This is a genomic window from Mycobacterium sp. Dal123C01, from assembly GCF_052566995.1.
Genome location: NZ_CP199580.1, coordinates 5,114,977 through 5,133,785, shown reverse-complemented (window position 1 = coordinate 5,133,785; position 18,809 = coordinate 5,114,977). Strand labels below are relative to the sequence as shown.

Genomic DNA, 18,809 nt, shown 5'->3' with positions numbered 1-18,809 from the left:
TACGGGCCGGACCCATCCTTGAAACAAGCTATTGGTTGGACTTCTGGCGTTCCTCGGCGACCTTTGCGGCACCGCGCGCGGCGTCGGCTTCGGCTTCTTTCTTTGCCGCGTCGCGCTGGGCTTCGGCCTTGTCCTGCTGGGCCTGGCCTTCGCGGGTCAGGTCATCGCGACCGGCCAGAGCGCCGGCAGCTTCCTTGACTTTCCCCTTGACGTCCTCGACGACGCCCTTGACGGCTTCCGCGGGTCCAGAGTTTTCTTTGTCCGCCATGAATTGATTCCTCCTCAGTGGCGTACGTGATTCGAGCGAGACGCTCGTGCCGATCGACTAAACGATCGATTCGGTATGCGGCGTGGTTGTGCCCTGCTTCTCAAGACCGTGGTTTCCCCGCCGCGTTGATGCGGATGCCCAGACCACCGTGAGCTCAAACATCTGATGCCGGAGGCAAAGTCGCGACGACACCCCGTGCGGGTGTGACCTGCACCGACGGGTCACGGCAGCGACCCGCCCCGGAAACCGCGCCTATATGCACCCCGCTGGCGCCAGATTGTGCTGCGATGGGGCAGGATGTGAAATGCCGTTCCGGGGTGGGTGACTGTGGCCGAGCCCGGGATGGCACTGTCATGCGAGGAGTCTGATGACGCAGCCCGAGCCTACGAGCGCTAACGGCGTGCCGACGTCTTCGCCCGACCCCGGACAGCCTTCCGGTGACCCGCCGAACCCGGCCAAGTATTCGAGAGTGTTGCTCAAGCTTGGTGGCGAAATGTTCGGCGGCGGCCAGGTCGGGCTGGATCCCGACGTCGTGGCGCAGGTGGCCCGTCAGATCGCCGAGGTGGTCCGCGACGGCGTACAGGTCGCCGTCGTGATCGGTGGCGGCAACTTCTTCCGTGGCGCACAACTTCAGCAGCGCGGCATGGAGCGCACCCGTTCGGACTACATGGGCATGCTCGGCACCGTGATGAATAGCCTTGCGCTGCAGGACTTCCTCGAGAAGGAAGGCATCGCCACCCGGGTCCAGACCGCGATCACCATGGGTCAGGTGGCCGAACCCTATATCCCGTTGCGGGCCGTCCGTCACCTGGAGAAGGGCCGCGTGGTCATCTTTGGCGCCGGTATGGGGCTGCCGTACTTCTCCACCGACACCACCGCCGCGCAGCGGGCCCTGGAGATCGGCGCGGACGTGGTCCTGATGGCCAAGGCGGTCGACGGTGTGTTCACCGCGGACCCGCGCCGGGATCCCAACGCCAAGTTGCTCGCCGTGATCAGCCATCGGGAAGTCATCGATCGTGGGCTGCGGGTGGCCGATGCCACCGCGTTCAGTCTGTGTATGGACAATGGCATGCCGATCCTGGTGTTCAACCTGCTGACCAACGGCAATATCGCTCGAGCGGTCGCTGGTGAGAAGATCGGAACGCTAGTCACCACCTGAGGGTGCAGATGCGATGATCCGCGCTTGCGACGATGCACAGCGCAGGATGAGGAGGAGCGGCGCACATGATCGACGAGGCTATCTTCGACGCCGAAGAGAAGATGGAGAAGGCAGTGTCGGTGGCCCGTGACGACCTGTCGACCATTCGGACCGGCCGCGCCAACCCGGGCATGTTCACCCGGATTGTCATCGAGTACTACGGTACGAACACCCCGATCACCCAGCTGGCCAGCATCAACGTCCCCGAGGCGCGGCTGGTCGTGATCAAGCCGTACGAAGCCAACCAACTGCAGGCCATCGAGACGGCGATTCGTAATTCCGACCTCGGGCTCAATCCCAGCAACGACGGCACCCTGATCCGGATCGCGGTACCGCAGCTGACCGAGGAACGCCGCAAAGAGCTGGTCAAACAGGCCAAAGGCAAGGGCGAAGACGCAAAGGTCTCGGTGCGCAACATCCGTCGCAAAGCGATGGAGGAACTGCACCGGATTCGCAAGGACGGGGAGGCCGGCGAGGATGAGGTCGGCCGCGCCGAAAAAGACCTGGACAAAACCACCCAGCAGTACGTCAACCAGATCGAAGAGCTGGTCAAGCACAAGGAAGGCGAGCTGCTGGAGGTCTAAAGGCCGCTCAGCAACCGAGTCCGTGGCAACCTCCAACGCCAGCCCAGGCACCCCGCCCGACGACCCGGCGCGGGGGCCTAAGGACACCCTGGCGCAGCGGGCCAAGAAAACGTCGCGGGCGGGACGCGACCTGCCCGCCGCGATCGCGGTGGGTCTGGCTATCTCGGGTGTCCTCGTCGCCACGCTGGTGTTCGCCCCGCGCTACTGGGTGCTCATCGTGGCCATCGCCATTTTCGTGGCCAGCCATGAGGTGGTGCGCCGGCTGCGCGAGGCCGGCTACATCATCCCGATCATCCCGTTGCTGGCCGGTGGCCAGCTCACCATCTGGCTGACCTGGCCATACCATGCCGGCGGCGCGGTGGCCGGCTTCGGTGTGATGGTCGTGATGTGCATGTTCTGGCGGTTGTTCATGCAGGATCCCAGCCGCAATGATGCCGCCGGATCGTCGTCGAACTACCTGCGCGACGCGTCGGCCACCCTTTTCCTGGCCGCCTGGGTCCCGTTGTTCGCGTCCTTCGGCGCGATGCTGGTCTATGCCCACGACGGTTCGGGGCGGGTGTTCTGCCTGATGGTCACCGTCGTCGCTTCCGACACCGGTGGGTATGCCGTGGGGGCGCTCTTCGGCAAGCATCCGATGGTCCCGGCGATCAGCCCGAAGAAGTCCTGGGAGGGTTTCGTCGGTTCGCTGGTCTTCGGGATCACCGCGGCGATCCTGACCGCGACCTTCTTAGCGGGCAAACCAGCGTGGATTGGCGCGCTGCTGGGTCTCATCCTGGTGCTCACCTGCACGCTCGGAGACCTGGTGGAGTCCCAGGTGAAGCGGGACCTCGGCATCAAGGACATGGGACGGCTGCTGCCCGGCCACGGTGGTCTGATGGACCGGCTCGACGGTGTGCTCCCCTCGGCGGTCGCGGCGTGGACCGTGCTCACACTGCTGCCGGGGTAGGGCCGATACTGGACAGGTCATGGTCCAACAATTGGTGTTCGAAGAACCGCGCGCGGGCAAGCCGCCGCGGCACCTCGCCGACCTCGACGCGGAGGGCCGAGCCTCGGCCGTCGCGGAGCTGGGCTTGCCCGCGTTTCGGGCGAAGCAGCTCGCTCACCAGTACTACGGCCGGCTGATCGCCGATCCGCGGCAGATGACCGACCTTCCGGCGGCCGTGCGCGATGTGATCGCCGAGGCCATCTTCCCGAACCTGCTCACCGTCGCCGCCGAAATCAGCTGCGACGCGGGTCAGACGCGAAAGACGTTGTGGCGGGCCACCAACGACCCTGCTGGCACCACGTTCGAATCGGTACTGATGCGCTACCCGCAGCGGAACACGGTGTGTATCTCCTCGCAGGCCGGCTGCGGCATGGCGTGTCCGTTCTGCGCCACCGGCCAGGGCGGATTGACGCGCAACCTGTCGACCGCCGAGATCCTGGAACAGGTGCGGGCCGCCGCGGTGGCGCTACGCGACGACTTCGGTGACCGGCTGTCGAACGTGGTTTTCATGGGTATGGGGGAGCCGCTGGCCAATTACGCCAGGGTGCTGGCCGCGGTGCGGCGCATCACCGAGGCGCCGCCGCACGGTTTTGGCATCTCGGCCCGCTCGGTGACGGTGTCGACGGTCGGTCTGGCCCCGGCGATCCGCAAGCTCGCCGATGAACGGCTGGGAGTGACGCTGGCGTTGTCGCTGCACGCGCCGGATGACGACCTGCGGGACACGCTGGTGCCGGTCAACAACCGGTGGAAGATCAGCGAGGCGCTCGACGCTGCGCGCTACTACGCCGACGTGACGGGCCGGCGGGTGTCGATCGAGTATGCGTTGATTCGCGACGTCAACGACCAACCCTGGCGGGCCGACCTGCTCGGCAAACGGCTGCACGGCGCTCTCGGGCCGCTGGTGCACGTGAACCTGATTCCGCTGAACCCCACCCCGGGCAGTGATTGGGACGCCAGCCCCAAGAACGTGGAGCGGGAATTCGTCCGGCGGGTCCGCGCGAAAGGGGTCTCTTGCACGGTGCGAGACACCCGGGGCCGTGAGATCAGTGCCGCGTGTGGACAGCTGGCCTTCGAAAAGGGATAGCGGGCGCAAAGCCGCGGCGCTGAACTGGGCAACCCCCTACTCCGTCTTGTGAAGTAGAAGTCCAGCAAAAGGGGTTGCCATGACCATTCGCGTGTTGTCGCACTTGAAGAAGTTTGCCGTGGTTCTGGTGACGGGCCTGGCCGCAGTTGTCCTGATGTCGGCCGCCGCACCGCGGGCGCGGGCCGCCGACGATCGGCTGCAGTTCACCGGCACCACCCTGTCCGGTGCGCCGTTCAACGGCGCCGCCCTGCAGGGGAAACCGGCCGTGCTGTGGTTCTGGGCACCGTTCTGTCCGTTCTGCAATGCCGAAGCCCCCGGTGTCGGCCAGGTTTCGGCCGCCAACCCGGGTGTCGCCTTCGTCGGCATCGCCGGGCACTCGGATGTCGGCGCGGAGCAGGCCTTTGTCTCCAAGTACAACCTGAACTTCACCAACCTCAACGACGCCGACGGCTCGATTTGGGCCCGCTACAACGTGCCCTGGCAGCCGGCGTACGTGTTCTACCGGGCCGACGGCAGCTCGACGTTCGTCAACAACCCCACCTCGGCCATGTCGCAGCAGGAGCTGGCCGGCCGGGTGGCCGCGCTGCGCTGAGCCCGTGAATCAGGGTCTCGTCGGTCTGGGGTTCGCCGCCGGGTTGGTGGCCGCGGTGAACCCGTGCGGGTTCGCGATGCTGCCGGCCTACCTGCTGCTGGTGGTGCGTGGCGAGCAGAACAGCAAACGCACCAGTCTGCTGGGCGGGGTCGGGCGCGCGCTGGGAGCCACCGCGGGGATGGCTCTCGGCTTCTTCACGGTGTTCGGAGTGTTCGGAGCGCTGACCATCTCGGCGGCCACGACGGTGCAGCGATACCTGCCCTACGCGACGGTGGTGATCGGCATTGTGCTTGTCGCGCTTGGGATTTGGTTGCTGTCGGGTCGGGAGCTGACCGCGCTGACGCCGCGACCGCTGGGACCGCGGTGGGCTCCGAAGCAGCAGGGGTCGCGAATAGTCGGCGTGTACGGGTACGGGATCAGCTACGCGATCGCCTCGCTGTCGTGCACGATCGGGCCGTTTCTCGCGGTCACCGCCGCCGGCCTGCGGAGCGGGTCGATTGTCACGGGGGTGTCGATCTATCTGGCTTACGTCGCGGGCCTGACCCTGGTCGTCGGCGTGCTTGCCGTCGCCGCCGCGACCGCGAGTTCGGCCCTGGCCGATCGGCTGCGGCGAATCTTGCCGTTCATCAACCGGATCGGCGGCGCGCTGCTGGTGCTGGTCGGGCTGTACGTCGGCTATTACGGCCTCTACGAGTTGCGGCTGTTGAACACCGCGGCCGATCCGCACGATGCGGTGATCACCGCGGCAGGCCGGTTACAGGGCGAGCTGGCCGGCTGGGTGCACCAGCATGGTGTGTGGCCGTGGATCGTGGCGTTGTCAGCGCTGGTGGGCGCCGCGCTGGTGAGCGCCTGGCACCGACGAGCGCGGCGTTGAGCAGCGGCTGACGGCTACCTGATCCAGCCGCGGCGCCGGCCCCACCAATCGCGGACCAGAACAAAGAGCGCGAGGGCGGCGAAGCCGATCAGGAAGTTGTTTTCGACGTGGCCGACGTGATTGCCGCGCAGCATCGCCAGCAAAAAGATGACGCCGATCACCCCGACGGCGTGCCAGGTGCGGATGTTGATCCTGCTCCACCCCCACGCGGCGGATGGCACCTCGGCCGGGTCGACGCCGTTGTAGTGCTCCACCTCGGTACTGGCCACAGCGTTTCCCTTCGGATCGGATCGGCTTCTCATGGGAGATTCTGGCACACGCCGCGACAAGGCCGCACGGCTCAGGCCATGGCCCGCAGCACCCATCGGGCGGCACAATGGGTGAGTGAGCAACCCGAGCACCCAAGCGCAGGCCGACGGCCCCGTCCGGGTGCTCGTGTTGGGCAGCACCGGCTCCATCGGCACCCAGGCGCTGGAGGTCATCGCCGCGAACCCGGACCGCTTCGAGGTGGTCGGCCTGGCGGCCGGCGGGAAGAATCTGGACACGTTGCGCCGCCAGCGGGCCGAGACCGGGGTGACCAACATCGCCGTCGCCGATGAGCACGCGGCCGCGACGCTCGGCGACATCCCCTTCCACGGACCCGACGCGGTCACCCGACTCGTCGAGCAGACCGAGGCCGACGTCGTGCTCAATGCGCTGGTCGGGGCGCTGGGCCTGCGGCCGACCCTGGCGGCACTGCACTCGGGTGCCCGGCTGGCACTGGCCAACAAGGAATCGCTGATCGCCGGCGGTCCGCTGGTCTTGCGGGCGGCGCAGCCGGGTCAGATCGTGCCCGTGGACTCCGAGCACTCGGCGCTGGCCCAATGCCTGCGCGGCGGCGATCCCGACGAAGTCGCCAAGTTGGTATTGACCGCTTCGGGTGGGCCGTTCCGCGGCTGGGCCGCCGCCGACCTGGAGGCCGTCACACCAGAGCAGGCCGGTGCCCATCCGACCTGGTCGATGGGCCCGATGAACACGCTGAACTCGGCGTCGCTGGTTAACAAGGGCCTGGAACTCATCGAAACCCACCTGCTGTTCGGCATCCCCTACGACCGCATCGAGGTGGTGGTCCACCCTCAGTCGATTGTTCACTCGATGGTCACGTTCAACGACGGCTCGACGATCGCCCAGGCCAGTCCGCCGGACATGAAGCTGCCCATTTCGTTGGCCTTGGGCTGGCCGCGGCGAGTCAGCGGTGCCGCTCCTGCCTGTGATTTCACTACCGCCTCTACCTGGGAATTCGAGCCGTTGGACAGCGCCGTTTTCCCGGCCGTCGAGCTGGCCCGGCAGGCCGGAGAGACCGGCGGCTGCATGACCGCGGTCTACAACGCCGCCAACGAAGAAGCCGCGGCGGCCTTCCTGGACGGCCGCATCGGCTTTCCCGCGATCGTCAGAACAATCGCCGACGTGCTGAGCGCCGCCGACCAATGGGCCGTTTCACCCGCTAACGTGGATGAGGTACTAGACGCGCAGCGCTGGGCGCGGGAGCGGGCGCAGCGCGCGGTCGCAACCGCAAGCCCCGCCAAAGTCTCGGGAATGGTTTGAGAAAGGTCCTAGCGCCTGATGATGTTCGCAATCGGCATTGTGCTGTTCGCGCTGGCCATCCTGGTCTCGGTGGCTCTGCACGAATGCGGCCACATGTGGGTCGCGCGCGTCACCGGTATGAAGGTTCGGCGCTATTTCGTCGGCTTCGGCCCCACGCTGTGGTCGACCCGGCGGGGTGAGACCGAGTACGGCGTCAAGGCCGTTCCACTGGGTGGCTTCTGCGACATCGCCGGGATGACCCCGGTCGAGGACCTGGCGCCCGACGAAACCGACCGGGCGATGTACAAGCAGACGACGTGGAAGCGCGTCGCGGTACTGTTCGCCGGCCCGGGCATGAACTTCGTCATCTGCCTGGTCCTCATCTACGTCGTCGCGTTGGTCTGGGGGCTGCCCAACCTGCATCCGCCCACCCGGGCGATCGTCGGCGAAACCGCTTGTATTGCACCAGAAGTCGCGCCCGGCAAGATCGGGAGCTGCACCGGCCCCGGTCCGGCCGCGCTGGCCGGCATCCGCTCGGGCGACGTCGTCGTCAAAGTCGGTGACACCCCGGTGTCCACCTTCGACGAGATGGCCGCCGCGGTGCGTAAGTTGCACGGCACCGTTGCGGTCGTCGTCGAGCGTGACGGCACCCCGATCACCGCCTACGTCGACGTCACGCCCACCCAACGCTTTGTCAGCAACGGGGCTGGCGGTCAGGGCGGAAAGCCCGAGGCCGCGACGGTCGGCGCGATGGGGGTCGGTGCCGTCAAAGTCACGCCCACGCACTACGGCGTGCTCTCCGCGATTCCCGCCACGGTTGCCTTCACCGGCGAGCTGACGGTCGAGGTGGGCAAGGCGCTGGTCACGATCCCGACGAAGGTGGGGGCGCTGGTTCACGCCATCGGAGGTGGGCAGCGCGACCCGGGGACGCCGATGAGCGTCGTCGGGGCCAGCATCATCGGCGGCGACACCGTCGACCACGGGCTGTGGGTGGCGTTCTGGTTCTTCCTGGCCCAGTTGAACCTGATCCTGGGCGCGATCAACCTGTTGCCGCTGCTGCCTTTCGACGGCGGCCACATCGCGATCGCGGTGTTCGAAAAGATCCGCAACCTCGTGCGGTCCGCCCGTGGCATGGTCGCGGCCGCGCCGGTGAACTATCTCAAGCTCATGCCCGCGACCTATGTGGTCTTGGTTTTTGTGGTGGGCTACATGTTGCTGACGGTGACCGCTGATCTGGTCAACCCGATCAGGTTGTTCCAATGACCATTGGCCTGGGCATGCCGGCGCCGCCGGTTCCCACGCTTGCCCCCCGCCGCAAGACGCGTCAGCTGATGGTGGGCGACGTCGGCGTCGGGAGCGACTCTCCGATCGCGGTGCAGTCGATGTGCACCACCAAGACGCATGACGTCAACTCGACCCTGCAACAGATCGCCGAGCTGACGGCCGCGGGCTGCGACATCGTTCGGGTGGCCTGCCCGCGACAGGAGGACGCCGACGCACTCGGCGAGATCGCCCGGCACAGCCAGCTCCCGGTGATCGCCGACATCCACTTCCAGCCGAAATACATCTTCGCCGCGATCGACGCCGGATGCGCCGCCGTGCGCGTCAACCCGGGCAACATCAAGGAATTCGACGGCCGGGTCGGTGAGGTCGCCAAGGCGGCCGGGGCCGCCGGGATCCCGATCCGCATCGGCGTCAACGCCGGTTCACTGGACAAGCGGTTCATGGAGAAGCACGGCAAGGCCACGCCCGAGGCGCTGGTCGAGTCGGCGCTGTGGGAGGCCTCGTTGTTCGAGGAGCACGGCTTCGGCGACATCAAGATCAGCGTCAAGCACAACGACCCGGTGATCATGGTCGCCGCCTACGAGCAGCTCGCCGCGCAGTGCGACTACCCCCTGCACCTCGGCGTCACCGAGGCCGGGCCCGCCTTCCAGGGCACCATCAAGTCCGCCGTCGCCTTCGGTGCGCTGCTCTCGCGGGGCATCGGCGACACCATTCGGGTGTCCTTGTCGGCGCCGCCGATCGAGGAAGTCAAGGTCGGCAACCAGATTCTCGAATCCCTGAACCTGCGGCCGCGAGGGCTCGAAATCGTGTCCTGCCCGTCCTGCGGTCGCGCGCAGGTCGACGTCTACACGCTGGCCAACGCGGTGTCCGCAGGCCTGGACGGTCTGGATGTGCCGCTGCGCGTCGCCGTGATGGGGTGCGTCGTCAACGGCCCGGGGGAGGCCCGCGAAGCCGATCTCGGTGTCGCCTCGGGAAACGGCAAGGGCCAGATATTCGTCCGGGGCGAGGTGATCAAAACCGTTCCCGAAGCCCAGATCGTCGAGACGTTGATCGAAGAGGCCATGCGGCTGGCTTCCGAAATGGACGTAGCAGCCGGAGCAGCGGGAACTGATAACGGTCCTGGCACAACAGCAAGCGGTTCGCCAATTGTGACCGTAAGCTGATAGGGCCAGTTCACTGTTGCTGGCCCTCAGTTCGCACGACAGAGAGTTCGCCAGATGTCGGCTCCGCCCCTTTTTCGCCTAGTCGGCGACCGACGGGTGTCCGTGGTGCGTGACGCCGCCGCGGTGTGGCGAGTATTCGACGAGGATCCGATCAGCTCGTGCATGGTCGCCTCCCGCGTCGCGGATCACGGTATCGACCCCGGCGCGATTGGCGGGGAGCTGTGGACCCGCCGCGGCGCGGATGAGTCGCTCTGCTTCGCCGGGGCCAACCTGATCCCGCTACGGGGGCTGCCGGCCGACCTGAATGCGTTTGCCGACGAGGCGATGAGCGGCACGCGTCGCTGTTCGTCGCTGGTCGGCCGGGCGAGCCTGGTACTGCCGATGTGGGAACGGCTCGAATCGGCCTGGGGGCCGGCCCGTGACGTGCGCGAACGCCAACCATTGATGGCGCTGACCAGCCACCCGAACTGTGAGCTCGATCCCGAGGTGCGCCAGGTGCGGCCGGAGGAGCTGGACGCCTACCTGGTGGCCGCGGTCGACATGTTCATCGGCGAAGTCGGCATCGACCCGCGGCTCGGCGACGGCGGTCGCGGCTACCGCCGCCGGGTGGCCAGCCTTATCGCCGCCGGGCGCGCCTGGGCCCGGTTCGAGCACGGTCACGTCGTGTTCAAGGCCGAGGTGGGCTCGCAATCGCCTGGAGTCGGCCAGATCCAGGGCGTCTGGGTGCATCCGGAGTGGCGTGGCCTGGGGCTGGGCGCGCGTGGCACCGCGATGCTGGCCGCCGTGATCGTCGGCAGCGGGCGCATTGCCAGCCTGTACGTGAACGACTTCAACGCGGTGGCGCGTGCCGCCTACACCCGGGTGGGTTTCGCGGAGGTCGGTACCTTCGCCACGGTTCTGCTGGACTAGCGGCTCATTTTTCGCACCGGTGTTACGTCCGTGTGCATAACGGTTCTGTCTCGGTGTGTCGGCGCGCGCGGGTAAGCCACAGCTCTAACATCAGTAACGATGGCAACTCTAACCACTCGGGTATCGCTGAAATCAGCCGCATCGATTGTCTCCGGACTGCTGCTCGTCGCGGCCGTTGCGCTGTCCGGGTGCACCCCCCGGCCCGACGGTCCGGGCCCCGCGGCGGAGAAGTTCTTCCGCGCCTTGGCGATTGGCGACACCGCGACCGCCGCCCAACTCAGCGACAACCCCAACGAGGCTCGCGAGGCGCTCAACGCGGCCTGGGCCGGGCTGCAGGCCACCCACTTGGACGCGCAGATCCTCAGCTCCAAGTACGCCGAGGACACCGGCACGATCAGCTATCGGTTCAGCTGGCATCTGCCCAAGAACCGGGTGTGGAGTTATGACGGCCAGCTGCGGATGGCCCGCGACGAGGGGCGCTGGGAGGTCCGCTGGGCCCCCAATGGGCTGCACCCCAAGCTGGGCGAGCATCAGACGTTCGCGTTGCGGGCCGATACGCCACACCGCGCGTCGGTGAACGAACTCGGCGGCAGCGATGTGCTGGCGCCGGGCTACCGCTATCACTACACGCTGGACGCCACCCAGGCCGGACCGCCGCAGTCGCTGAGCTTCACCACCCACTCGATCGTCGACGTGCTGCGGCCGTTCAACGACGCGCTGACCGACCCGCAGCTGCTCGCCGAGCAGGCCAGCTCGACATCCCACCAGGTGGACCTGGGCGTCACGCTGCTTCCGGCCGACAACGACAAGGTGTTTCCCGTAATCGGCAGGCTGCCCGGCATCGTGGTCACACCGCAGGCCGACATGCTGGCGACCGACCCGCATTTCGCGCCGGCCGTCATCGGCGCCGTCAAGAAGGCCGTGATCGACCAACTCGACGGCCAGGCCGGCTGGCGGGTGGTCAGCGTCAACCAGAACAACGTCGACGTCGCCGTGCTGCACGAGGTCGAAGGGTCGCCGGCACCGTCGGTGTCGATCACGCTGGACCGGGTGGTGCAGAACGCCGCCCAGCGCGCGGTGGACAACAAGGGCGGCAAGGCGATGATCGTCGTGATCAAGCCGTCGACGGGGGAGATCCTCGCGATCGCGCAGAACGGCGGCGCCGACGCCGACGGCCTGCCCGCCACCAATGGCCTGTTTCCGCCCGGGTCGACGTTCAAGATGGTCACCGCCGGCGCGGCGGTCGACCGCGACATGGTGACGCCCAACTCGATGCTGGGCTGCCCGGGCCATCTCGACATCGGCCACCGCACCATCCCGAACTACGGCGGCTTCGACCTCGGTGTGGTGTCGCTGTCCCGCGCCTTCGCCAGTTCGTGCAACACCACGTTCGCGGAGTTGAGCAGCAGGATGCCGCCCCGCGGGCTGACCCAGACGGCCTCCCAATACGGGATCGGGCTCGACTACACGGTGGACGGCATCAGCACCGTGACCGGGTCGGTGCCGCCGACGGTCGACATGGCCGAGCGGACCGAAGACGGCTTCGGCCAGGGCAGGGTGCTGGCCAGCCCGTTCGGCATGGCCCTGGTCGCGGCCACCGTCGCGGCCGGCAAAACCCCGGTGCCGCAGCTGATCGCCGGCCGGCCGACGACGGTCGAGGGCGACGAAACGCCGATCAGCCCGAAGATGATCGACGCGCTGCGGCCGATGATGCGGCTGGTGGTGACCAATGGGACCGCCAAGGAGATCAACGGCCTGGGCGAGATCTACGCGAAGACCGGTGAGGCCGAGTTCCCGGGCGGATCGCACTCTTGGTTCGCCGGGTACCGCGGCGATCTGGCCTTCGCCGCGCTGATCGTCGGGGGCGGCAGCTCGGAGTGGGCGGTCAGGATGACGAAATTCATGTTCGAGTCGCTGCCGCCGGGCTATCTGACCTGAAGCGCCGGGCCGCCGGGCCCGCGACAGCGGTAAATTGCGAACATGACGGATACCGGCGGGGACATGGTGACGTTGCGGGTCTCCGACGCCGACCGCAACGGCACGATGCGGCGACTGCACAACGCCGTTGCGCTCGGGCTGATCGATATCAACGAGTTCGAGCAGCGCTCGTCGCGGGTGTCCTACGCGCGCACCCGCCCCGAGCTGGACGGCCTGGTCGGTGACCTGCCCGGTCCGGGCGCGATCGTCACTTCCGCGGCAGACCGGGTGGAGCTGCGTGGCTGGGCCGGGTCGCTGCGGCGGCACGGCGAATGGACGGTGCCCACCCGGTTGGCGCTGGTACGGCGGCTGGGGTCGGTCAAACTCGAGCTCACCAAGGCCCGGTTCGCCGGGCCGGTGGTAGTCGTCGAACTCGACGTGCGGTTCGGTTCGGTCGATATCTGGCTGCCCGATGGCGCCAGCGCCTCGATCGATGACGTCGAGGTCTACGGGGGCAGTGCCCGCGACCGCCGCAAGGATGCGCCGGGCGAAGGCAGGCCGCATGTCGTGCTGACCGGGCGGGTGGTGTGCGGCTCGGTGACCATCCATGGACCGCGCCGAGCGCTGCTGCGTCGCCGCGGGGCCTGACGGCGGGTTGCCCGCGTCGCGCGTGCGGTGTCGGCCTCGAGGGTGCGTTGACGGCGGGACGTGTGCGCTCATGGCGCCCTGGGTTCACACTCAACGCCGCCGCTGCACACGCGATGCCCGGCACGCTGGAGAAAGACGCGATTAAGCTAGCGGCATGCCTGTTCGCACCGCGCTTTCGCCTGGAGTGTTGTCCCCGACTCTGCCGGTGCCCAACCGCATCCCGCGCCCCGAGTATGTCGGCAAGCCGACAGCCCGGGAGGGCACCGAGCCGTGGGTGCAGACACCAGAGGTGATCGAGAAGATGCGCGTCGCGGGCCGGATTGCGGCCGGCGCGCTTGCCGAAGCGGGCAAAGCGGTCGCGCCCGGAGTGACGACCGACGAGCTGGACCGCATCGCGCACGAATACATGGTCGACAACGGCTCCTACCCCTCAACTTTGGGCTACAAGGGTTACCCGAAATCGTGCTGCACGTCGCTCAACGAGGTGATCTGCCATGGCATCCCCGACTCGACGGTGATCGCCGACGGCGACATCGTCAACATCGACGTCACCGCCTACATCGACGGTGTGCACGGCGACACCAACGCGACTTTTCTGGCCGGCGATGTGTCCGAGGAGCACCGGCTGCTCGTCGACCGCACCCGGGAGGCGACGATGCGGGCGATCAACGCCGTCAAACCTGGGCGCGCGCTGTCGGTCGTCGGCCGCGTCATCGAGGCATACGCAAATCGGTTCGGGTACAACGTGGTTCGTGACTTCACCGGTCACGGGATCGGCACCACATTTCACAACGGGTTGGTCGTGCTGCACTACGATCAGCCTTCGGTGACCACCGAGATACAGCCGGGAATGACGTTCACCATCGAACCGATGATCAATCTCGGCGCGCTGGACTACGAAATCTGGGGCGACGGCTGGACAGTGGTCACCAAGGACCGCAAGTGGACCGCGCAGTTCGAGCACACCCTGCTGGTCACCGATACCGGCGTCGAGATCCTCACGGTCGTCTGAACCGCGTTCCCCACGTGAACGGCGCTCTGCTGGTCGCGGGCACCAGCTCCGATGCCGGGAAATCAGTGGTGGTCGCGGGCCTGTGCAGGTTGCTGGCCCGCAGCGGAGTCCGGGTCGCGCCCTTCAAGGCGCAGAACATGTCGAACAACTCCGCGGTCACCGTCGAGGGCGGCGAAATCGGACGGGCCCAGGCGATTCAGGCCAGGGCGGCGGGGCTGGAACCCAGCGTGCGGTTCAACCCGATCCTGCTCAAACCCGGCAGTGATCGAATGTCGCAGCTGGTGATCCGGGGCCGCGTCGCGGACTCGGTCACCGCGGCAGATTACATCGAGCATCGCGACCGGCTCGCGAAAGTCGTCATCGACGAATTGTCTTCTTTGCGTGACGAATTCGATGTAGTGATCTGCGAGGGGGCCGGTTCGCCGGCCGAAATCAACTTACGGGCAACAGATTTGGCCAACATGGGATTGGCCAGGGCCGCGAACCTGCCGGTGGTCCTGGTCGGGGACATCGATCGCGGCGGCTTGCTGGCTCATCTGTTCGGGACGGTCGCGGTGCTCGAGCCCGACGACCAGGCGCTGATCGCGGGCTTCATCGTCAACAAGTTCCGCGGCGACCCCGCCCTGCTCGAGCCCGGGCTGGCGCAGCTGCTTGAAATGACCGGCCGGCCAACCTATGGGGTGTTGCCCTACGCCGACGAGCTTTGGCTGGACGCCGAGGACTCGCTGTCGGTCGTCGCGCATCGCGTCGTCGGCAGGCCGGGGCCACCGCTGGGCAGCGAGTGGCTCAAGGTGGCCGCCATCCGGCTGCCCCGGATCTCCAACACCACCGACATCGAGGCGCTGGCATGCGAGCCGGGTGTGCTGGTGCGCTGGATCAGCGACCCGGCCGATCTGGCCGACGCCGATCTGGCCGTGCTTCCGGGCAGCAAAGCCACCGTCGCCGACCTGAACTGGCTGCGCGATCGCGGTCTGGCCGCCGCGATCACCGATCACGCCGGGGCCGGCAAGCCGGTGCTGGGGATCTGCGGGGGGCTGCAGATGCTGTGCCGACGTATCGAGGACACGGTGGAATCCGGAACCGGGGAAGTGGCGGGGCTGGGACTGCTGAATGCCGACATCGTCTTTGGCGAGCACAAGACCCTGCACCGCTGGCAGCACCCGCTCAGCGGATACGAAATCCATCATGGGCAGCTCGTCCGATGCGACGAGGCCGCCTGGTTCGATGTCGACGCGCGGCCACACGGCATCGTGCGGGGCGCGGTCTTCGGCACGCACTGGCACGGACTGCTCGACAACGACGACTTCCGGCGTGCGTGGTTGACCCGCGTCGCCGCGGCCGCCGGACGGACAGGGTTCGTTGTCGCCGACGACACCAACGTCGCGGGGCGGCGCGATGCCCAACTGGATCTGGCGGCCGAGCTGCTGGCGTCTCACCTCGATATCGATGCCGTCCTCGGCCTGCTCGACGGCCCACCGCCAGCACGGCCGTACCTGGCAAGCCAGCTTCGGCCGTAGGGCTTGGGCTGGTGGGAGGCCGGGCAAACCTCGCGCGGTCCGAATAATGGCTGTAGCGTGCGTAAGTGCCCTCGATGATGACCACGCTCGACGGGTTTCCCGTCCCAGTAGGCGTGTCCGGCCCTGAGAAGGGCGTTGTCGTCGTCATCCTCGGCGACGAGCAGCGCGAGTTGGCCGCCTATGACGCGGTCTGTGAGCGCCTCCACACCGCTTCGCTGCGCACCATCGTCATCGGCCTCGACCCGCGCCTGACCCCGAAGTCGGTGGTCGGCATCCTCGATGGACTGGGCATCGGCTGGGCGGTCGTAGTGGGTGACCGGGCCGGCGGCGACATCGCCTGGGAGCTGGCGGCGACCAAGCTGGGCCGATTTGTGGGCCTGGTGGTCGTCGACCGCGGACATCCGCGAGTAGCCGACGTCAACGGCGTGGTCCGTGACGACCACTGCCCGCCGGTGGAGATCGGCACCACCGTGCTGGCCAGCACTCCGGACGGACGGGCGGTGGCCAACAACAGCCAGCGCTACGTCTACGCCGACTACCGCACGGTGGATCTGCTCGGACGGCGAAATGCGCAGGAGTCGACCGCGCAATTGGCCGCCGAGATCGTCTTGCGTACCAGCACCTGGTAGCACCGGGCCGCAGACCAATCACGGGTCGCGGCGGCCTTGCGCGACATCGCGGTCGCACAGTCACACGAAAGGATGTGTGGGGCGTGAACGCCTCTGGGATGAGCCGGCCGGTGATAGGCCTGACGAGTTATCTGGAGCAAGTGCAGTCCGATGGTTGGGACATCCCAGCCGGTTACCTGGGTGCGAACTATTTCGAGGGTGTGATCAGGGCCGGCGGCATCGCGGTGCTGCTGCCGCCGCAGCCGGTGGACCCCGACATCGCCGAGAGCGTGCTCGACAGCCTGGACGGCCTGGTGATCACCGGGGGTTACGACCTCGACCCGGCGGTCTATGGGCAGCAACCTCATCCGAAGACCGACGCGCCTCGCACGGTCCGTGACGCGTGGGAATTCGCGTTGTTGCGCGGTGCGCTGGACCGCGGGCTCCCGGTGCTCGGCATCTGTCGCGGCACGCAGATGCTCAACGTCGCGTTCGGCGGAACGCTGCATCAGCACCTGCCCGACGTTCTCGGACACCGCGGGCATCACGCGGGCTATGGGCGTTTCACCCAGTTGCCGGTCCGCACCGTTGCGGGCACCAGACTGGCCGCACTGCTGGGCGACTCTTCGGATGCGTGGTGCTATCACCATCAAGCCGTCGACAAGGTCGGTGACGGCCTGATCGTCAGCGCGTGGGACGCCGACGGCGTCGTCGAGGGGCTGGAGGTGCCGGGTGACAGCTTCGCGCTTGCGGTGCAGTGGCATCCCGAGCAGTTCCTCGACGACCTGCGACTGTTCGAGGCGATAGTCGACGCCGCTCGCGCCTATGCCTCGAACACGCGGACACCGGTAGCTCGCCCCGCCGTCAACGGGTGAGCGGCCATTCCGGCGTCTCATTGAGTTCGACCAGGCGCACTGGTGCATACCCCCAACCGCACTGCGGCGCCGCGGTGACCGGACGTGGCGTCTTGGCTACCCAGCCCTGAGGTACGGACAACGTCCCGACCGCCGTTGCGCACCCCAACCCCGTCGTGGAGGCCGCACCGCCGGCCCGACTGCGGTTCGGTAGCCGGGACAACAACGCAACGGCGTTATTCAGCGCTGCCCTCTTGTTCAGGGAATTCAAGTGGTTGATCGCGAAGTCCGACGGCGCGGACAGCGAACTCAGCTTCGACAGCGATGCGGTCACCGGCGAAAGGAATACGTCGAACGGGGTGAGCGGCGACGCGGACAGGGCATCGAGAGCATCGGGAATGGTGGAAACCACTTGGCACCCAGCCGATATGACCTCCGGCGCCGCTGTCAGCGCCCAGCTGCCGGGCGCTTGAGTGACACCTGGCTCCGCGCCGGCGGGCGGCGGCGAAAGAAACGGTGTCACCGTCACGGCATCGGCGCTGGCCGCGGCATAGGTGTACATCGTGTCGACGTCCTGGGCCCACATCTGGTCGTAGTCGCTTTCGGCGTCCGCGAGCACCGGGCTCGATTGGCCCAGACAATTTGTCTCGGCCAGCCACGTGCGCAGCATGCGGTTGGCCTCGATCGCCGATGGGTGCACCATCGCCGCCAAGGCCAACTCGTAGGCGTTTGCGGCCGACTTGGCCTGAGTTGCCATCCGCTGCGCCTGCGCGGCAACGGTATTCAGCCACCCGGTATGGGTTGCCGCAGCCTGGGTCAGCGCCGTCGCGGCCGGACCCTGCCATCCGGCCGCCAGCGTGGATATCACCGAACTACATCGCGCCGCGGTGTTATACAGGCGATCGGCCAGCCCGTCCCAGGCGATAGCGGCATTCATCATCGATCGCGAGCCGGGACCCGAATACATGAGCCCGGAGTTGGTTTCCGGCGGAAGCGTTCCAAAATCCATTGCTATCTCACTTTTAGGGCAGTGGGGATTGTTGAAAACATGGACTTTCCCTTCAATACGTCGACGCGAAATAGACCGCCGCAGTGGGCTGTCGAGCTTTGCTGATTGTGAAAGTTTTCTCGCGTGCACTTAGTGGTGCGGCGAATGGGCGCGGCACAGTGACCTCACGACGCCTCACTTGTGAAAGTGAGGCGGCTCAAGAGACTGGTGCCGTGCTGTCAGCGACGAGATACGCAGAGCAGCGCCAAGATTTCTTGGTCGCCACATTCAGCAGCGAGTGCGCCGGTGTGAACATCGCCGGATTGAAAACCCCTGCTGGCGAACGAGGCCGGTAGCGCAAACCAGACCGGGACTGATTGCAGGCGTGTCCAGGCGTCCGGCCGGTCGTGTGTCATCCACATGCTGTGGAACGGCTTTTTGTTCGTCGGTGCGCTGCCCCACGAACTGGCATGTTGAAGGTGGGTCGTCGCCGGGGACTCGCTATGAGCTTGCGATGGCCCGGCATTCGGTGTCACGTGTGACCAGGCGGCGGGCTCGGGCAGGGTGGCTGCCGAAAATTGGGATCGCAATGCGGAACCCGCGACGAGGCTGACGAACAGACTTAGCGCTGCGACAACGGCGATGGCCGGCTGCCACCGTCGAGTTTGATTAGCGGCCCGAACGTTCACAGTGGCCTGACTGTACAACAGGAAAGCTGGGTCATCAGCTGTGAGATCGATCAGAATCTAATGTGCATTCGG

At 67.0% G+C, this 18,809-nt stretch carries 19 protein-coding genes; 16 read left to right on the top strand and 3 right to left on the bottom strand.

Annotated elements, in window-relative coordinates; genetic code table 11:
• Positions 1-28 precede the first annotated feature (28 nt).
• Complete coding sequence (gene mbp1 / locus ACTXG5_RS24110; RefSeq protein ID WP_445161188.1) at positions 29-268, bottom strand: microaggregate-binding protein 1; 240 nt, start codon at positions 266-268, stop codon at positions 29-31.
• 367 nt (positions 269-635) lie between these two features.
• Here mbp1 and pyrH point away from each other — a divergent pair, with 367 nt between their 5' ends.
• From pyrH to ACTXG5_RS24080, 6 genes are all read left to right on the top strand, one after another.
• Positions 636-1,427 (top strand): UMP kinase, encoded by a 792-nt coding sequence (gene pyrH, locus ACTXG5_RS24105; protein ID WP_445161187.1) that lies wholly within the window; start codon positions 636-638, stop codon positions 1,425-1,427.
• 65 nt (positions 1,428-1,492) lie between these two features.
• Positions 1,493-2,050, top strand: a complete 558-nt coding sequence (gene frr / locus ACTXG5_RS24100; protein WP_445161186.1) for a ribosome recycling factor — start codon at positions 1,493-1,495, stop codon at positions 2,048-2,050.
• A gap of 22 nt (positions 2,051-2,072) precedes the next feature.
• Positions 2,073-2,996 carry a phosphatidate cytidylyltransferase gene (locus ACTXG5_RS24095; RefSeq protein WP_445161185.1) on the top strand — a complete coding sequence of 308 codons (924 nt, stop codon included), beginning with the start codon at positions 2,073-2,075 and terminating at the stop codon, positions 2,994-2,996.
• A gap of 19 nt (positions 2,997-3,015) precedes the next feature.
• Positions 3,016-4,119: a 23S rRNA (adenine(2503)-C(2))-methyltransferase RlmN gene (rlmN, locus tag ACTXG5_RS24090; protein ID WP_445161184.1), complete on the top strand. Its 1,104-nt coding sequence runs from the start codon at positions 3,016-3,018 to the stop codon at positions 4,117-4,119.
• A gap of 79 nt (positions 4,120-4,198) precedes the next feature.
• The gene (locus ACTXG5_RS24085) at positions 4,199-4,711 is read left to right on the top strand and encodes a protein disulfide oxidoreductase (protein WP_445161183.1); all 513 of its coding nucleotides are present in this window, start codon (positions 4,199-4,201) and stop codon (positions 4,709-4,711) included.
• 4 nt (positions 4,712-4,715) lie between these two features.
• Positions 4,716-5,585 (top strand): cytochrome c biogenesis CcdA family protein, encoded by an 870-nt coding sequence (locus ACTXG5_RS24080; protein WP_445161182.1) that lies wholly within the window; start codon positions 4,716-4,718, stop codon positions 5,583-5,585.
• Between the two features lie 14 nt (positions 5,586-5,599).
• On the opposite strand, the gene ACTXG5_RS24075 is transcribed toward ACTXG5_RS24080, so the two are convergent.
• Positions 5,600-5,854 carry a DUF2631 domain-containing protein gene (locus tag ACTXG5_RS24075; protein ID WP_445161181.1) on the bottom strand — a complete coding sequence of 85 codons (255 nt, stop codon included), beginning with the start codon at positions 5,852-5,854 and terminating at the stop codon, positions 5,600-5,602.
• Positions 5,855-5,969: 115 nt separating this feature from the next.
• Here ACTXG5_RS24075 and dxr point away from each other — a divergent pair, with 115 nt between their 5' ends.
• The 10 genes from dxr to ACTXG5_RS24025 all read left to right on the top strand — a co-directional run bounded on the left by dxr (position 5,970) and on the right by ACTXG5_RS24025 (position 17,081).
• Complete coding sequence (gene dxr, locus ACTXG5_RS24070; RefSeq protein ID WP_445161180.1) at positions 5,970-7,169, top strand: 1-deoxy-D-xylulose-5-phosphate reductoisomerase; 1,200 nt, start codon at positions 5,970-5,972, stop codon at positions 7,167-7,169.
• A gap of 18 nt (positions 7,170-7,187) precedes the next feature.
• Positions 7,188-8,411: a M50 family metallopeptidase gene (locus ACTXG5_RS24065; protein ID WP_445161179.1), complete on the top strand. Its 1,224-nt coding sequence runs from the start codon at positions 7,188-7,190 to the stop codon at positions 8,409-8,411.
• On the top strand, positions 8,408-9,595 hold the full coding sequence (gene ispG, locus ACTXG5_RS24060) for a flavodoxin-dependent (E)-4-hydroxy-3-methylbut-2-enyl-diphosphate synthase (protein ID WP_445161178.1): 1,188 nt from the start codon (positions 8,408-8,410) through the stop codon (positions 9,593-9,595). Before ACTXG5_RS24065 ends, ispG begins: the two co-directional genes overlap by 4 nt.
• A gap of 54 nt (positions 9,596-9,649) precedes the next feature.
• Positions 9,650-10,504, top strand: coding sequence for a GNAT family N-acetyltransferase (locus tag ACTXG5_RS24055; RefSeq protein WP_445161177.1), 855 nt, complete (start codon positions 9,650-9,652; stop codon positions 10,502-10,504).
• Between the two features lie 99 nt (positions 10,505-10,603).
• The gene (locus tag ACTXG5_RS24050) at positions 10,604-12,442 is read left to right on the top strand and encodes a penicillin-binding transpeptidase domain-containing protein (protein WP_445161176.1); all 1,839 of its coding nucleotides are present in this window, start codon (positions 10,604-10,606) and stop codon (positions 12,440-12,442) included.
• Between the two features lie 42 nt (positions 12,443-12,484).
• A complete protein-coding gene (locus ACTXG5_RS24045; RefSeq protein WP_445161175.1) occupies positions 12,485-13,069 on the top strand; it encodes a DUF1707 SHOCT-like domain-containing protein in 585 nt (194 codons plus the stop codon).
• Positions 13,070-13,223: 154 nt separating this feature from the next.
• Positions 13,224-14,081, top strand: a complete 858-nt coding sequence (map, locus tag ACTXG5_RS24040) for a type I methionyl aminopeptidase (protein ID WP_445161174.1) — start codon at positions 13,224-13,226, stop codon at positions 14,079-14,081.
• Positions 14,082-14,095: 14 nt separating this feature from the next.
• Entirely contained in the window at positions 14,096-15,598 is a 1,503-nt protein-coding gene (locus ACTXG5_RS24035) for a cobyric acid synthase (RefSeq protein WP_445161173.1), read from the top strand.
• A 74-nt stretch (positions 15,599-15,672) separates the two neighbouring features.
• Complete coding sequence (locus ACTXG5_RS24030) at positions 15,673-16,227, top strand: alpha/beta hydrolase (protein WP_445164566.1); 555 nt, start codon at positions 15,673-15,675, stop codon at positions 16,225-16,227.
• A gap of 110 nt (positions 16,228-16,337) precedes the next feature.
• Positions 16,338-17,081, top strand: a complete 744-nt coding sequence (locus ACTXG5_RS24025) for a gamma-glutamyl-gamma-aminobutyrate hydrolase family protein (protein WP_445164565.1) — start codon at positions 16,338-16,340, stop codon at positions 17,079-17,081.
• Here the strand turns inward: ACTXG5_RS24025 and ACTXG5_RS24020 are convergent.
• Positions 17,071-18,069 carry a PPE family protein gene (locus tag ACTXG5_RS24020; RefSeq protein WP_445161172.1) on the bottom strand — a complete coding sequence of 333 codons (999 nt, stop codon included), beginning with the start codon at positions 18,067-18,069 and terminating at the stop codon, positions 17,071-17,073. The two genes, ACTXG5_RS24025 and ACTXG5_RS24020, sit on opposite strands and share 11 nt — an antisense overlap.
• Positions 18,070-18,809 lie beyond the last annotated feature (740 nt).